The sequence below is a fragment of the Mesorhizobium sp. WSM4830 genome, from assembly GCF_055811495.1.
Genome location: NZ_JBVVQI010000002.1, coordinates 390,986 through 404,303, shown reverse-complemented (window position 1 = coordinate 404,303; position 13,318 = coordinate 390,986). Strand labels below are relative to the sequence as shown.

13 protein-coding genes are annotated in these 13,318 nt (G+C 64.1%); 2 read left to right on the top strand and 11 right to left on the bottom strand.

The genetic code is table 11. The annotated features are described in order from the left end of the window. The first annotated feature begins 99 nt into the window (after positions 1 to 99). Both AC0L2Y_RS04795 and AC0L2Y_RS04790 read left to right on the top strand, forming a co-directional pair. Positions 100 to 453, top strand: a complete 354-nt coding sequence (locus AC0L2Y_RS04795; protein WP_473554165.1) for a hypothetical protein — start codon at positions 100 to 102, stop codon at positions 451 to 453. A 165-nt stretch (positions 454 to 618) separates the two neighbouring features. Beyond that, the gene (locus AC0L2Y_RS04790) at positions 619 to 960 is read left to right on the top strand and encodes a hypothetical protein (RefSeq protein WP_473554162.1); all 342 of its coding nucleotides are present in this window, start codon (positions 619 to 621) and stop codon (positions 958 to 960) included. 31 nt (positions 961 to 991) lie between these two features. On the opposite strand, the gene AC0L2Y_RS04785 is transcribed toward AC0L2Y_RS04790, so the two are convergent. The 11 genes from AC0L2Y_RS04785 to AC0L2Y_RS04735 all read right to left on the bottom strand — a co-directional run bounded on the left by AC0L2Y_RS04785 (position 992) and on the right by AC0L2Y_RS04735 (position 13,124). After that, the gene (locus tag AC0L2Y_RS04785; RefSeq protein WP_473554161.1) at positions 992 to 1,825 is read right to left on the bottom strand and encodes an SMP-30/gluconolactonase/LRE family protein; all 834 of its coding nucleotides are present in this window, start codon (positions 1,823 to 1,825) and stop codon (positions 992 to 994) included. 13 nt (positions 1,826 to 1,838) lie between these two features. After that, positions 1,839 to 3,614 (bottom strand): CoA-transferase, encoded by a 1,776-nt coding sequence (locus tag AC0L2Y_RS04780; RefSeq protein WP_473554158.1) that lies wholly within the window; start codon positions 3,612 to 3,614, stop codon positions 1,839 to 1,841. After that, on the bottom strand, positions 3,611 to 4,396 hold the full coding sequence (locus AC0L2Y_RS04775; protein WP_352492169.1) for an enoyl-CoA hydratase/isomerase family protein: 786 nt from the start codon (positions 4,394 to 4,396) through the stop codon (positions 3,611 to 3,613). Before AC0L2Y_RS04775 ends, AC0L2Y_RS04780 begins: the two co-directional genes overlap by 4 nt. Positions 4,397 to 4,398: 2 nt before the next feature. Then, entirely contained in the window at positions 4,399 to 5,604 is a 1,206-nt protein-coding gene (locus tag AC0L2Y_RS04770) for a CaiB/BaiF CoA transferase family protein (RefSeq protein WP_473554156.1), read from the bottom strand. Positions 5,605 to 5,621: 17 nt separating this feature from the next. Further along, positions 5,622 to 6,407 (bottom strand): SDR family NAD(P)-dependent oxidoreductase, encoded by a 786-nt coding sequence (locus tag AC0L2Y_RS04765; protein ID WP_473554154.1) that lies wholly within the window; start codon positions 6,405 to 6,407, stop codon positions 5,622 to 5,624. Position 6,408: 1 nt separating this feature from the next. After that, entirely contained in the window at positions 6,409 to 7,404 is a 996-nt protein-coding gene (locus tag AC0L2Y_RS04760; protein WP_352492166.1) for an ABC transporter permease, read from the bottom strand. Positions 7,405 to 7,434: 30 nt separating this feature from the next. After that, positions 7,435 to 8,967, bottom strand: coding sequence for a sugar ABC transporter ATP-binding protein (locus AC0L2Y_RS04755; RefSeq protein ID WP_473554152.1), 1,533 nt, complete (start codon positions 8,965 to 8,967; stop codon positions 7,435 to 7,437). Continuing rightward, positions 8,957 to 9,940, bottom strand: coding sequence for an ABC transporter permease (locus AC0L2Y_RS04750; RefSeq protein ID WP_023720488.1), 984 nt, complete (start codon positions 9,938 to 9,940; stop codon positions 8,957 to 8,959). Before AC0L2Y_RS04750 ends, AC0L2Y_RS04755 begins: the two co-directional genes overlap by 11 nt. A gap of 141 nt (positions 9,941 to 10,081) precedes the next feature. Next, on the bottom strand, positions 10,082 to 11,113 hold the full coding sequence (locus AC0L2Y_RS04745) for a sugar ABC transporter substrate-binding protein (protein ID WP_473554150.1): 1,032 nt from the start codon (positions 11,111 to 11,113) through the stop codon (positions 10,082 to 10,084). 23 nt (positions 11,114 to 11,136) lie between these two features. Beyond that, a complete protein-coding gene (locus AC0L2Y_RS04740) occupies positions 11,137 to 11,988 on the bottom strand; it encodes an IclR family transcriptional regulator (RefSeq protein WP_352492162.1) in 852 nt (283 codons plus the stop codon). After that, entirely contained in the window at positions 11,988 to 13,124 is a 1,137-nt protein-coding gene (locus AC0L2Y_RS04735) for an extracellular solute-binding protein (RefSeq protein WP_473554149.1), read from the bottom strand. Before AC0L2Y_RS04735 ends, AC0L2Y_RS04740 begins: the two co-directional genes overlap by 1 nt. Positions 13,125 to 13,318: the final 194 nt, after the last annotated feature.

Below are 13,318 nucleotides of genomic sequence, written 5' to 3'. Positions count from 1 at the left end.
GCGCCGGCATTCGGCCAGACGAGCCCGCCCGCGGCGCCGGCGCCGGATCGTGGCGCCGAACAGTCGCCCGCAGCGAACGGGCAGGACGCCATGCGCGATATGATGCGCCAGATGATGACCGAGATGCTGGAGGAGAGAATGCAAGAAGATCGCGCCTCTCGGACAGAGCGGCGAGGTCCCGACCGCTGGCATCGCGGCTACAGGATGGGCCAGCCGGACCGAGGTTGGGAGATGGGAGGCCGCGGCGGCATTGCACACGGGATGCATGGCGCGAGGATGCGAATGATGTTCGCCATAGTAGATGCGGACGGCGATGGCGCGCTTTCTCAAAGCGAAGTCCAGGATTTCGTCGGACGGATATTCAACGCCGTCGACGAGGACGGTGACGGCAGCGTCGACATGCAGGAAATCCGGTCCTTCTTCCACGGAGCAGACGCCGAGGATCAGGAGTAGGTCTCCTGCCGGCCGGCAAGGAGGCTTGGGGCAGCGCGAGCTATGTCGGCCGGGAGGATGAAAAGCGCTGGCAACGGGATACCAGGCTGCCAGCCGGGGAGATACGTTCCTTGGCTAGCCTTCGAACGCCGGCGGACCAATCAAACCAGCAGGAATTCGTTGGCCATGACAGAGAAAGCCACAAAGAAAACCCCGACCATCGCTCGTATCTGGCGCGGCAGAACCGTGCCTGAAAAGGCGGATGCCTATGAGAGTTACAATTACGAAGCCGGTATCAAGCCGCTGATCCAGAAGGCCCTGGGCGTGCAGACCTTTCGCGAGGACACACCGACCCATTCGGAATTCGTGACGATCTCCTATTGGGAAAACGTCGAGGCGATGGCGGCGCTCACCGGCGGCGATCCGACAAAAATCCACCATCTCGAGCGGGACGAAGAGTTACTGATCGAGCTGCCGTCGCGGGTGCAGGTGCTGCGCATCCGCTCCAGTCACGGCCAGCTCCGATAGCCCTGGCGAGCGCCGCCCGGTTCGGCCCGATCTAGGAAATCGCCCTCAAATCGATCTCGGTAATATGCCAGCGGCCGAGATTTGCGGTGTAGAGCCTGTCGCCCTTGAAGGCGATGTTGGTGGGATGGGCGAGCGTGGTTGCCGCCGGATCCTCGATCAGCACTTCGAGCCCGCTATCCTGTCGCCAACGATAGATGCGGCTCGGCTCGTAGCAAGAGATGAACAGCGACCCGTCCGGCGCCAAGGCGACGCCATCGGGAACGTTGCTCACGCCGTCCACGACGAGTTGGCGGAACCCTGCCGTGCCGTCGGCACGGATCGGCACATAGCTGACGCAGGCCGCATGGCTTTCCACGACGTAAAGCCCATTGCCACCCGGCGCCATCGCCATGCCGTTGGCAAAGGCCATGGTCTCGCTGCACCACAGGCCGCCTTTGCCAGTCTTCAAATCGTAGCGAAAAATGCCGGAGCGGTTGTCTTCGCCTACGCTGTCCGACACGTAGAGCCAGCCGCGTGTCTCGTCGATCACGGGATAGTTAGGCACGCGGATGCCGGCCCAGGCGAAGCGCTGCATCTCGGCCGTCGCGGCATCTCGGCGAAAGATCGCCGCATGTTTGAGATCGCAGGCAAAGCAGTTGTCCGCGCTGTCGAAGGCGATGCCGAGCAGAAAGCCATCCGTGCCGCCCATGCGTTCGACCGAGTTGCCATCGGCGGCCAGCCGCAGCAGGTCGCCGGTTTCGGTGCCGCACCAGATCGAGCCGTCGCGATGGATGGCCACGCCTTCCGGATGGGCGACGCGCGGGCTGGTGAAGATGCCGTCGAAGAAGACCTTCGCGGCCGACATTTCGAGCAACGGCTTTGCCATGCACCGCCCCCTCTCAGCCTGTTGCGGTATGCGATCGCTGCGCGGCAATACAGCGCTCGACCATCAGCCGGTCGGCCGCCAGTATCTCGGCGATCAGCGCGCCACGCTCCTTGGCGCTGACGAATTCGAGGCGCCGCAGGCCGAGCGGGTCGATGCGGTTTCGCAGGATGTCGAGCGTCTCGTTCGAGGGTAGCGCAACCTCGCGGCAATCGGCATCGAATGTCAGGGCAAAGCCGGTGGCATCCTGGACCTGCTCGCGCGTCACGCCCGGCATGGTCTCGATGACGGCCAATTGCCGGCTCTCCCGGTCGAGCCGAAACACGCAAAGGTCGGTGAACACCAGTGCCGCGCCGGTCCGATAGCCCATCGGCTCGCGTTCGGCCTCAGTCAACAGTCCGCGCGCCGAGCTGGCGATCTCGACCGTCTCGACCAGCGACTGCACCGAATGGCGGGGGACGTAGAGCAGATAATCGCGATGCATGTTGGCGACATCGGCCATGCCGCCTTGCCCGGGCAGCCGGATAAGGCTGCCGTCGCGCTTGCGTAGCGCAATGGTGTTGACGCGCCCGCCTCGATCGACCTGCGCGGCACCGACGATCTCATGCGTCACCGCGCCGGCCTGGTAGTAGGTCGAATAGGTGTCATCGCCGCCGGCATGGGCCACCGCCGTCTCGCAATCGAGGCTTTCGATCAGCGACAGGATCATCGGGCTCGGCGCTATGTCGAGATGGCCGCAACTCGTGGTGGCGATGATCATATCAGGCGCGTGCGTCGCCTTGGCCAGCCGGTAGGCGACATTGGCCAGTGGCGACACCGCGCCGGCACTGGCAAAGCTCGCATTGTCGAGCTCGGCGGCGATGCGGACGGCGATGATCTCGTCGATGGACGCCGCCTTTTCGCCGTGCACGAGCCCGGGCATTGCGAGGACTGTTTCAGCGCGGACTTTCGCAGTGTCTTGAACCCGCTCCGGCACGCCTTCCGCAGGCATGCTCAGGCTGTCCGACAAAGGTATTTCCTTGGCCGCGAACGCCCCCGCCAACGCTTGATAATCCGTCACATAGAATGGCAGGCAAGAGGCGGGATAGGCGCCGCCTGGCGCCAGCGCGATCGCCGACACCTGATTGCGGGTCAAAATGCTCTGCCTACCATCATGCCGCAGCGCTCCGACCGGGACGATCTCCTCAACCGTGACCAGCACCTGGCGCGCCGCCCCGGCCATGGCGAAATCCAGCGCTCGTGGTCCGATGATCTGGACATTGCCGCTCTCGTCGGCTCGCTGGGCATGGACGACGAACGTATCGAGCTGCAAGGCCGGGATGATCCCGGTCGTGATTCCCGCGATCGGATCGGGCGCGGCGATCGCGCCGGGCACGCGCGCCAGCATGTCCGAACCCTCCGGAAGCTGAAACGGCATCGACGGCAGGTTCTGCTGCGCCGCCCGCAACGCCTGGATCATGGCCAGCGCCGTCCAGTCGCGGACCGGCACGCCATTGGTTTCGGCAGCCGCGCGGAAGCGGGGCGGCAAGCCAAAAATATCGAGGCTGGAAAAGCAGATATCGACCTCCGCCACGGCATTCGCTTCGAGAAGCAGATCGAGCGGCAGGCCGCCGGCCCAGCAGACATAGCGAAGGTGCTTGACGCCCGAGCGGGCGATGGCCCGCAACAAGGCGATCGGCAGCCGGGCAAAATGATGGCCACCGGCACCGAAGACGTCGCCGGTGCCGACCATCGCGGCCAAGCCCTCGACATCGGTGAAGCGTGGCCGGTTTTGCTTGACCAGGGACGTCATTTTGCAGCCTTTGCCCGTGTCGCGCTCTTTTCAGCAAATTCCCTGACGCGGCGCTGGCCTATCTCGCTGCGGTACAGGCCACCCAGGACATCGCGCTCCATGGCAAGGCCTCCGGCCAGATCGCCCGACACGGCATGCGCGGTCAGCGCTTTCAGCCCCTCGATCGCTGCGGCCGGTTCGGCGGCGATCATCTCGGCGAGTTCCAGCGCCCGCGGCATCAGTCTTTCGGCATCGACGATCTCGTTGACCAGCCCGGCGCCGACGAACTCGGAAGCCGGCATGATGGCGCCGGTCATCAGCAGCAGATTGGCGCGGTTGCGGCCGAGTTTTTGGACGCTGCGCTGCGTGCCGCCGCCGCCGGGGACCAGCCCGAGCTTGATTTCGGGCAGGCCGAGCTTCGCGAACTGGTTGGCGATGACGATGTCGCAGCACAGCACCAGCTCCATGCCGCCGCCGAGCGCAAAGCCGTTGACCGCGGCGATGACCGGCTTGCGGTTGTTCTCGATCGCCGCATACATGCGCGTGCCGGCGGCCTGGAAGGCGTCGAACTCGATAGCTGTCTGGGCAGCGTATTCCTTGATGTCGGCGCCGGCCATGAAGCCGCGCCCCTCGCCGGTCACCACGATCGCGCCGATACCGTCATCCTGCGACAGCGCCTCGAAAACCTCGGTGATCTCGCTTTGCATCAGCCGGTTCATGGCGTTGAGCTGATCGGCGCGCCGGAAGGTGACGACCGCGACGCGCCCGGATATTTCCAAGCTGAGTGTCTGGTAAACGCTCATCGTCAGGCAGCATCCACGGTCATGTCGCCGGACGCCTCAAGTGCTGCAATCTCGCCGCTGGAGAGGCCGAACTCGGCCAGTATCTCGCGGCCATGCTGGCCGACCAGCGGCGCCGGCCGCTCTATAGTGGCCGGCGTCTCGCTCATCTTGACCGCCGGTGCGACCACCCTGACCTTGCCGCCGCGCGGATGATCGTAGCTGGTGATCATGCCCATGTGCCTGACCTGCGGATCCTCGGCCGCGCGCCTTATGTCCTTTACCTCGGCACACCAGATGTCGGCTGCCAGCAGCCGCGCCAGCAGCTCCTGCGTGGCAAACTTCCTGGTCTCGGCGTTGACCTTGTCGAACACCTCGTCGCGCTTGTCGAACAACGTCTTCAGATCGTCGTACACAGCAAGCTGCGGCGCCTCCAGCACTTCATACAGCGTCTTGAACGGGCTCATGGCGATCGACACGTAGCCGCCGTCCTTCGCTTCGTATATGCCGAACGGTGCCTGCATGCCGGGATGGCCGATGCCTGAATTCGGGCGCACGAAATCCTCGCCGAGATTGAGCACGGCGACATATTCCTGATTGAGATGCGCCAGCATGCCGGCCAGCAGATTGACCTCGATCTTCTGGCCCTTGCCGGTCTTCTCGCGATAGTAGAGCGCCGACAGGATGCCGTAGACCATGTTCATGGCGCCGATCTGGTCGGCGAGGCCGGCGCCGGCCGGAACAGGAGCCTGATCGCCGCGGCCGGTGTTGGAAATCAGCCCGGACAGTCCCTGGATCAGCATGTCCTGGCCGGGGCGCTCGACATAAGGGCCTTCCTCGCCATAGCCGGAGCCCGAGCAATAGATAATGGCGGGATTGACCGCCCTGAAATCCTCGTAGCCATAGCCGAGCCTGGCGAGCACGCCGGGGCGGAAATTCTGCACCACCACATCGGCCTTCTTGGCCATGTCCATGATGATGGCATGCACCTTGCGACTTTTCAGATTGAGCGCGATGGAGCGCTTGTTGCGGTTCCAGGCGAGGAAATTCGGGCTCTCGGAGCCGCCGACCCATTTGGCGAAGAAGGTCATGCTGCGGAACATGTCGCCGGCGCCGGCACGCTCGATCTTGATGACGTCGGCACCCATGTCGCCGAGCAGCTGCGTGGCGAACGGCCCTTGCAGCAAATGGCTGAAATCGAGAATGCGGACGCCTTCGAGGGCCTTGTTCATTTTTGTCTCGTTTGTTGTCAAAGCAGGTCGGGTACGTAGCGGGGTGCTGCGGTGAGGCCACCGTCGACGCGCAGGTCGGTGCCGGTGGTGAAGCCGGCGGCGTCGGAGGCCAGATAGACGGCGGCTTCGGCCACCTCGGACGGTTTGCCGATGCGGCCGAGCGGATGCATCTTGATCCAGGCCTTGGCGAGATTGCCGCCGATCTCCTTGACCAATTTGTCGTTCATCGGCGTGTTGATGGTGCCGGGCGAGATCGAGTTGACGCGGATGTTGAGCGGGCCGAACTCGACCGCCATCTGGCGCGTCATCGCCATCACCGCACCCTTGGCGCCGGCATAGGCGGTCCAGCCGTCGAGCCCGATATGCCCTTGTGCCGAGGCCATGTTGATGATCGAGCCCGATTTCTGCGCGATCATATGCGGCAGCGCATATTTGCAGCCGCGGAAGACACTGGTCAGGTTGACCGCGATCAGCCGGTGCCACTGCTCGTCGGTCATTTCGTGAACCGGCATGCCGCCGATGGCGATGGCGGCATTGTTGACGAGAATGTCGAGATGGCCGGTCTTGGCGACCGCGCCGTCGATCAGGGCGGCGATGTCGGCCTCCTCGGCCACGTCGCAATGGATGTAGTCGGCGCGGTGGCCGGCGGCGCGCAGCTCGGCCGCGAAGTTTTCACCCTTCTCGTCGGCGATGTCGCCGAGGAAGACATGCGCGCCTTCCCTTGCCATCGCCTCGCTGATTGCATGGCCGATGCCGTCGGCGGCACCGGTGACGATTGCGGTTTTCCCTTTGAGACGATCCATATCAGCCTCCAATGGCGCGCCGGCGCTTTGCTTCGTCGAAGGCGACGGCGGCAATGATGATCATGCCGGTGATGACCAGTTGCCACTCGGTCGGCAGGCCAAGACCACGCAGCCCGTTGGACAGGAACTGCAGGATCAGCACGCCGAGCGCCATGCCGGTCAGGCTGCCGATGCCGCCGGCAAGGCTCACCCCGCCGAGCACGGTGGCCGCGACGACCTGGAACTCGAAATTCAGCCCGGCCGTATGCTGTGCCGAGCCGACACGGGCGGCCAGGATGATGCCTGCGACTGTCGCCAGCAGCGCGCTGATGATGAAGCAGATGAACTTGACGCGGCGGACGTCGTAGCCTGCCAGCCGCGCCACTTCCGGATTGCCGCCGACGGCATAGATCTGCCGCCCGAACGGCCGGTGCTGCATCACGTAGGCGAAGACGACGAGCAGGACGATGGCAATGACCGCCGAATACGGAATGACATTGAACAGGCGACCGTCCGACAGCGCGATGAAGCTGTCGAGCGCTGCATCGTCGGGGATGGCGCGCTGGCCGGTGTAGAGGTAGACACCGCCGCGCATGATGAACATCGTGCCCAGGGTCACGATCAGCGAGTTGATGCCGGCATAGGCAGTCAGATAGCCATTCACGACGCCGATGATCAGCCCGAACAGCAGCGCGCCACTGATGCCGAGCACAAGCGAGTTGGTGTCGTTCATGATGATGATAAGCGGCAGCGCGATCGTCGCCAGCAGCGAGCCGATCGAGATGTCGACCTCGCCGGACATGAAAACGATGGCGCAGCCGATGCCGGCGGTCAGCGCCAGCGAAGCCTGACCGAGCACATTGGTGATGTTGCGTACGGAAAAGAAGTTCTCCGCGGTGAAGGAAAAGAACGCAATCACCAGGATGAGGCAGAGGAGCAGCGCCAGTTCCTGCCGCGCCAGCAACCGCGCCAGCATGGACGGCGCGGCCTCGATGGACCGGGTGCCTGCAAGGCTCATCGCTTGCTCCCTTTGCGAAGCGTCATCGTCTTAGCCGATCGCCGCATTGAGGATGTTCTCCTGCGTGGCCTCGTCGCGAGGCATGATCGCGGTGAGGCGGCCTTCGCACATCACCGCGATACGGTCGGCAAGGCCCAGCAGTTCGGGCATCTCGGACGTCATCATGACGACCGCCAGGCCTTCGCCGGCGAGCCGGTCGATGAGCGTAAAAATCTCCGACTTGGCGCCGACGTCGATGCCGCGGGTCGGCTCGTCGACGACGATCACCTGGAGACCTCGCATCAGCCAGCGCGAGATCAGCACCTTCTGCTGGTTGCCGCCGGACAGGTTCTTGACCTGCTGGAACAGGCTGGGCGTCCTGATACGAAAACGGTCGACATAGTCCTGCACCGCCTTGCGTTCGCTGGCCTTGTCGACGAAGCCCATCCTGGCGAAGGCACCGAGCGAGGCGAGGCTGGCATTCTGGTAGACCGGCAGCTCGCCCATCAGCCCTTCGCTCTTGCGGTCCTCGGTGAGCAGGCCGATGCCGAGCCGGACGCCGGTGTGCGTGTCGTGCGGCAGCAGCGGGTTGCCATCGACCGAAATGGCGCCGGAAGTGATCGGGTCGTAACCGACGATGGCCTTGGCGAGCTCGGTCCGGCCTGCCCCCATCAGGCCGAAGAAGCCGAGAACCTCGCCGGCATGCGCCTCGAACGACACATCCTTCAGCTTCTTGGCGGTGCTGAGCCCTTCAACGGAAAGCGCGACCTTGCTGCCCGGCGCGCCGCGCTTGCGCGGGAACAGGTTTTCGATGCGCCGGCCGATCATGTCCTGGATCAGCGTATCGTTGGTGTGCTCGCCGATCGGCCTGGTCGAGACGTGGCGGCCGTCGCGCAGCACGGTCACCGTGTCGGCGATCTCGAAGACCTCGTCGAGCTTGTGGCTGACATAGAGCACGGCTATGCCGAGCGCGGCCAGCCGGCGAATGACGGTGAACAGCAGCGAGACCTCGTTCGGCGTCAGCGAGGAGGTCGGCTCGTCCATCACCACGACGCGTGCTTCATGGGCGAGTGCGCGGGCGATCTCGACCATTTGCTGCTGGCTGACCGGCAGCGATCCCGTGCGTGCCGCCGGGTCGACGTTGAAGCCGATGCGCTTGAACAGAGCGTCCGCATCGGCACGGATCTTCTTCCAGTCGATCGAGCCGCCTTTGCCGGTCGGATAGCCTTCGAGGAAGATGTTTTCGGCGACGTTGAATTCGGCGATCAGCGCGATCTCCTGGAACACCACCTTGATGCCCTCTTTCAGGCTGTCGCGCGGCGACTTGATGTCGGCCTCGCGGCCGCGCAGGCGGATGGTGCCGGCATCCTTGCCGTAGACCCCGGCCATGATCTTGATCAGCGTCGACTTGCCGGCGCCGTTCTCGCCCATCAGGGCGTGGATTTTGCCGGGTTCCAGGGTCAGGTCGACATTGTCCAGCGCCACCACGCCGGGAAAGCGCTTGCCGATGCCGTGCATCTCCAGCGCCGGCACGCTTTTGTCGACAGCCACGGTTTCGGCGGGGTGGAGGAAATCAACCGACATTGGCTCTGTTCCGCACGATGTCGAGATAGGTCGCCAGGATGATGACGATGCCCGGCACCACCATCTGCAGATCCTGGTTCCAGCCGAGGATGATGATGCCGTTGTCGATGACCTTCAGCACCAGCACGCCCAGCAATGTGCCGAGCAGCGAGCCGCGGCCGCCAAGCAGGCTGGTGCCGCCGAGGATGACGGCGGCAATCACCGTCAGCTCGAAGCCGCGGCCGGCGGTCGGCTGGCCGGCATTCATCAGCGACGACAGGATCATGCCGGCGATGCCGACGCACAGGCCGGTGACGACGAAGGCGAACAGTTTCAAGCGTTGCGAGCGCACGCCGGAGAGCCGGACCGCGCGCTCGTTGGCGCCGACAGCATAGAGATAGCGGCCGAGTGTGGTGAAGCGCAGCGTTGCCGCGGCCAGCGCGAAAATCAGAGCGGCAATGACCACGGGGAGCGGAATCGCGCCGATATAGCCGGCGCCGAGATCGGTGAAGCTTGCAAGCCGGTGGTGGTTCTGCACCGCTTCACGCGTGAACAGATAGACGCCGCCCTGCAGCATCATCATCGTGCCAATGGTGGCGATCAGCGAGTTCACCTTGAGCCTGGTGACGACCAGCCCGTTGAACAGGCCGACGGCACCGGAAAAGGCGAGCGCCGCCAGCAGGCCGAGCGTCAGGCTGTGCGTCGAATTGAGCACGGCCATGCCGATGCAGCCGACAAAAGCCAGCGATGCACCGACCGACAGGTCGACTTCGGCGGTGATGATCAGCATCGTCATGCCGGAGGCAACGATCAGCACCAGCGCGCATTGGCGCAGGATGGCGATGATGTTGGCCTCGGAATAGAATTGCGGCGCCGCAATCGAAATGGCGATGCAGAGCACGGCCAGGATCACGCCGAGCACCAGCTGGCTGCTGCCCAGCAGCTGGCCGCCGATGAAACGCCTTGGCGCGGAGGATTGCGTAAGCTCGCTCATGTCCATTTCATTTCCGGGCCCGTATCGGTCGCCGTCGCTGTTCGGAAACCTGCCGCGTCAAAACAGGACGGTTGACCTGTTTTGCCGTCGGCATCCGATCCGATGCCCTTCCCGCCGTGCGGGAAGGGCTAGCCGGAATCCTTACTTCTTCAGGTCAGCCGAGGTTTTCATGCACTTTTCCGGCGGCTGGAGCGCATTGACGGCATCCCATTTGATCGTTCGTGTGGTGCCATCGTAGTCGTAGAACTTCTTCCAGTCGTCGCCGTTCATCGGCGCGGTCGGGCTGACGATGTGTTCCGGCACCTCCTCGCCGTTGAAGAGCTTAACCGCTGCATCGATGGCGGTGTAGCCTTCCTTTTCCGGGAACATCGCGGCTTCGATGCGGTAGGACGGTTCATTCTGCATGGCATTGATGAAGGCGAGGCCTTCGCCGCCGGTGCCGACCGTCAACAGGCCGTCCTGCGACTTGCCGGCCGCTTTCCAGGCCTGAAGGCCGCCGAGCGAGGAGGAATCGTTGATGCCGTAGATGATGTTGATGTCGGCGTTCTTGGCAAGAGCCGCCGAAGAGACTTCGAGCGCGCGATCCGGATTGCCGCCGCCGTCGAGGTCGTGGACCATGACCGCGTCGGGGATGATGGTCTTCAGGCCGTCCATGAAACCCTGCGACCGCAGGACGGTGGCCGACAGCAGCGGCAGGCCGACATTCATCACCTTGGCCTTGCCTTCGAGCTTTTCCTTGGCGTATTTGCCGGCTTCGACGCCGGCGGTGTAGCCGGTGTCGTAGTCGCAGATCGCGACCATTGTGGTCATGCCCTTGACCGGATTGCCTTCGAGCACGACCGGAACGTTGTTGGATTTCGCCTGGCGCAGCAGCGGCACGACGCCTTCCTCGTTGACGGGCGTGATGATCAGGACGTCGACGCCCTTGGCCATGAAATCTTCGGCCGCCGAGACCTCCTTGGCAACGTCCAGATTGGCGTCCTGCACCTCGAGCTCGATGCCGAGTTCCTTGGCGCGGGACTGCATGCCCTTGATGACGTTCTGATACCACTCATGCGTGGCATAGTTGGTGACGTAGCCGATGCGCTTCGGCATGTTTTCGGCCTGTGCCGCGGGCGCGCTCAGAGCCAGCACCGCCGCCGAGGCAAACAGCATCGATTTGGACCAGTTCATGTTTCTTCTCCCTGTATTTCTTGTCAGTTGCTGAACGGATAGTCCCGCCGTTCCGGGTCGGCACGTGAAGAGGCGGCAGCTTCGCCCGCGCCCAGCGCCGCCGATATCGTCTCGGCCGCCGCCTTCGTCCGCTCGAAGACGGTCTTGCGATCGAAGCGCGCGGCCTTTTGCGGCAAGAACGGGACGGTGAGCGCGGCAATGACGGCGCCGGTATGGTCGCGCACCGGCATCGAGATGTTGGTGCAGCCCTCGACAGCCAGCGAGGCGCGCATTTCATAGCCGAGCCTTGCGACCTCGTTCAGCCGCGCTTCGATTTCCGCCCGGCTGCCTTGGCCTTCGCCTGCAGCGACGATCCGCTCGACGATGCGGTCGCGCTCGGCGCGGCTTGAATGCGCCAGCAGCACCGCGCCGGAACTCGTTTCGAGGATCGGGAAATGCGAGCCAAGGGCAACCGAATAACGCATCGGCAAAGGCGAATCGATCTGCAGCACGACCAGCGCGCTCTCGCCTTCGCGCACGACCAGATGGCAGCTCTGGTCGGCATTGGCGGCGAGGCCGCGCATCACCGGCAGCGCGCATTCGACCAGGCGGTTCACCGGCGGATGCATATGCGCCAGTTCGAACAGCTTCAGCGACAGGCGGAAGCGGTCCGATTGCGTCCGGAAAATGTAGCCGCGCTTCTCCAGCAGCAGCAGGATGCGGTAGATCTCGTGAATGGAGCGCCCCATTCCGGTGGCAATCTCGGTCTGGGTCAGCGGCTCGCCGCTGGCAGCCATGAATTCCAAGATATCGAGCGCCTTCTCTACCGCCGGCACGCGGTAGCCGTTGCGGCCGCTTTCCCCTTCGTCGACGACCTGGGCAATATCGGTGGCCATTACGCGACGCTCCGTTGCGGCTGCCTGGTCTCGCGATAGAGTCGGTTCAGCCGGTCCGCGAGTTCCGCCGCCGGCAATTCGCCGGCGATGGCCGCCGCGGCATGAGGGGCGCATTGGCGGAAGAAGCTGATGAAGCCCGGGTGGGTCGGGCGCAGATAGGAGGCTTCGATCGTCGCCAGCGTCGAGGCGAAGAAGCCGCCTGAGAGAGCGTTGACCTCGGCATCCTGCCACGCCGCCAACGATCCCGGCTGTCCGCCGGATTTCACATAGTCGCCGCGCTGATAGCCGGGCGAGCACAGAAACAGCGCGTAATCGATGGCAGCCTGCTTGTGTTTCGATTGGGCGCTGACGCCGATGCCGGCGCCGCCGAGCAAGGCGCCGGCGGATCGCGGCGTCGGCACGTCGGCGAAGCGCAGAAACGGCCTGTCTGCCTTGGAGGCATAGTTCACATAGCCGAAGGCGAACGGCACGTAGACCACGTCGTCATGCGCGATCATGTGATCGTAGCAGCGGATCGGGTTCCATTTCGGCGAGTTCGGGTGCGACAGCGCGGCAAGCTGGCGCAATTGCCCGACGGCCCGCTCGATCTTTTCCCCGGCGATGAACTCGTCGCCGTCTTCGCTGGGCTCACCCAGCGTCAAAAGCAGGCACATAGCGTCAGTCGGCACCAACGGCAGCCCAAGCCATTTGCCGTCCTTCAAGGCGCGCCGGCCGAGATCCAGCACCTCGTCATGGCTGCGCGGCAGCGGTCCGTAGCGCTCCAGGAGATCGGGGCGATACGAGGCAACCTGGCAGGCAGCATCGATCGGCAACGCCCATTGGCGCCCGTCCCTTGCGTAGGATTGCCAGGATGCGCCAACTGAATCCTGTTCGAAACCGCGGCGCTGCTCAGCCGACAAATCGAACGGCACCATCAGCCCGCCTTCGGCAATATCGCCAATGAACGGATGGTCGAACACGACGAGATCATAGACGTCGAGCACCGGACCAAGCGCGCCCTCGCCGAACTCGTAAAGGCTGCGGCGGTCCCATTCGATCTCAAGACCGGGATTGGCGACGCAATACGGCCCGATGCTGGCGTCGAGCGGACCCCAGCAGCGTCGGTGATCCCACGCGAGGCCGCGCAGTCTTGTCATGCCGAAAATTCCTCGCAGAGCCGGCCATGTGCCGGGTCAGCCGATTAGTAGCAATAATTTTCACCTAGACAAGTAGTTTTTACATACGCAAAGCCGACCCTCGCTTCCGCTTGGCAGGAAAGCCGTCCAACCGCCCCTGGTGTGCATCGCATTGCCGCCCGGCCCTGCAACCAAAGGCTGCGATGGATCCGGTT

Coding starts and splice junctions, on each gene's coding strand:
- AC0L2Y_RS04795 (WP_473554165.1), top strand. CDS start 100: ATGATGCGCCAGATGATGACCGAGATGCTGGAGGAGAGAATGCAAGAA.
- AC0L2Y_RS04790 (WP_473554162.1), top strand. CDS start 619: ATGACAGAGAAAGCCACAAAGAAAACCCCGACCATCGCTCGTATCTGG.
- AC0L2Y_RS04785 (WP_473554161.1), bottom strand. CDS start 1,825: ATGGCAAAGCCGTTGCTCGAAATGTCGGCCGCGAAGGTCTTCTTCGAC.
- AC0L2Y_RS04780 (WP_473554158.1), bottom strand. CDS start 3,614: ATGACGTCCCTGGTCAAGCAAAACCGGCCACGCTTCACCGATGTCGAG.
- AC0L2Y_RS04775 (WP_352492169.1), bottom strand. CDS start 4,396: ATGAGCGTTTACCAGACACTCAGCTTGGAAATATCCGGGCGCGTCGCG.
- AC0L2Y_RS04770 (WP_473554156.1), bottom strand. CDS start 5,604: ATGAACAAGGCCCTCGAAGGCGTCCGCATTCTCGATTTCAGCCATTTG.
- AC0L2Y_RS04765 (WP_473554154.1), bottom strand. CDS start 6,407: ATGGATCGTCTCAAAGGGAAAACCGCAATCGTCACCGGTGCCGCCGAC.
- AC0L2Y_RS04760 (WP_352492166.1), bottom strand. CDS start 7,404: ATGAGCCTTGCAGGCACCCGGTCCATCGAGGCCGCGCCGTCCATGCTG.
- AC0L2Y_RS04755 (WP_473554152.1), bottom strand. CDS start 8,967: ATGTCGGTTGATTTCCTCCACCCCGCCGAAACCGTGGCTGTCGACAAA.
- AC0L2Y_RS04750 (WP_023720488.1), bottom strand. CDS start 9,940: ATGAGCGAGCTTACGCAATCCTCCGCGCCAAGGCGTTTCATCGGCGGC.
- AC0L2Y_RS04745 (WP_473554150.1), bottom strand. CDS start 11,113: ATGAACTGGTCCAAATCGATGCTGTTTGCCTCGGCGGCGGTGCTGGCT.
- AC0L2Y_RS04740 (WP_352492162.1), bottom strand. CDS start 11,988: ATGGCCACCGATATTGCCCAGGTCGTCGACGAAGGGGAAAGCGGCCGC.
- AC0L2Y_RS04735 (WP_473554149.1), bottom strand. CDS start 13,124: ATGACAAGACTGCGCGGCCTCGCGTGGGATCACCGACGCTGCTGGGGT.